1 protein-coding gene is annotated in these 1,217 nt (G+C 41.5%); it reads left to right on the top strand.

All coding sequences use genetic code 11. The features are described from left to right. Positions 1 to 66: 66 nt before the first annotated feature. Positions 67 to 591 carry a hypothetical protein gene (locus tag AAEZ00_RS20520; protein WP_351089711.1) on the top strand — a complete coding sequence of 175 codons (525 nt, stop codon included), beginning with the start codon at positions 67 to 69 and terminating at the stop codon, positions 589 to 591. Positions 592 to 1,217 lie beyond the last annotated feature (626 nt).

The raw sequence follows: 1,217 nt of genomic DNA, 5'->3' as shown, positions 1-1,217 counted from the left end.
GCCGATACACTCGGTGATACAATTAATGATAACTTTCAGAAATTAAAACCTGCAGTTTGAATTCACTTGAGTATAGAAACTGAAAAACTTTACAGACAGGAAAAGTTAAAATCTGGTGAGGTGCCTAGAAGCTACAAACATCGTTTTGCATTTATTCATGCTCACAGTTACTTATCTTCAGCAGACACCTTCTCTAAGTACTTATCAGTCCTAGCAGATGAAACAGAGCTTGATCATGTAATAAAGATAAAAGAGCAGTTCAATGATATTTTTCCGTCATTAGCGAAAATACGTAATAGCGCTCAACACTCTGAAGATCGGAGTCGAGGATATGGTAAACCAGCAGACGTTCGAAAAAAGGTGAAAATGGATTTAAAACCTATAGATAACGGTTTTATTAAAGCAGAAGGTGGTGGAGTTCTAGCACTTAGCAACTTAAACGGAGATCGGCTTGGTTATACAATAGATGATGGTACTTACCAGGAATTCGAAATTAACCAAAACTCGTTTGGGCTTGTTGCTGATTTATTCCAACAACTAGTTAACGGTTTTCAATGGTCTGGCCCTGTTGAAATTAGTCCACATATATAATGCATAACAAAGCAATCTTGCGGCGTTAGGCGATGGGTGCTTACACATGGGTAGAAAAAGCAGACTGAAACGGGAGCGCCGAGAGCTAAAAGAACATGGATTGTCAGAAATCTCATCTCGAGCGCTCGTTTTGCTTGATGAGCACAGCCAATCTGTATATCGATTCTTTCAGGAGGAGTGGCAAGCTGATGCGCTCGCGAGGGGTGATGTTTGGCTAAGTACCCTAGAAACTTGCAGAGCGTACGAGAATCCTGAGCAAGGCGATTCCGAGGAGGCTCACGAGACCTACAATTCAGGTCATGCAGTGGGTGGCAGTAGCGATCCGGAATTGGTCGAGGTCGCAAGAAGAAGTGGGATTCATATAGGACCGGGGTGCAGCAACATTACGATAAGCAATAATACAAGGAGGTCAGTCCTTCCCGACGCTTACGTGTTCTGTACAACCACTGAATTCTCGCCTGAAAAATTGGGCGAAACTTTTGGCAGGTACTGCGTTGAAATAACTAATCCCAGACAATTCTTTATTGCCGCATCAGAGGTTCTTGAGGGTTGTAATGGTCTAATGAAACTGTAGAGATTTATAGCTTAAAATAAGCAAAATCTTAAAGGTATTTATTATGATTAGA

The sequence above is a fragment of the Shewanella sp. S1-49-MNA-CIBAN-0167 genome, from assembly GCF_040310145.1.
Lineage (GTDB): Bacteria > Pseudomonadota > Gammaproteobacteria > Enterobacterales > Shewanellaceae > Shewanella > Shewanella psychromarinicola.
Note: the sequence above shows the minus strand (reverse complement) of the source record. Positions and strands in the feature narration are given on the sequence as shown.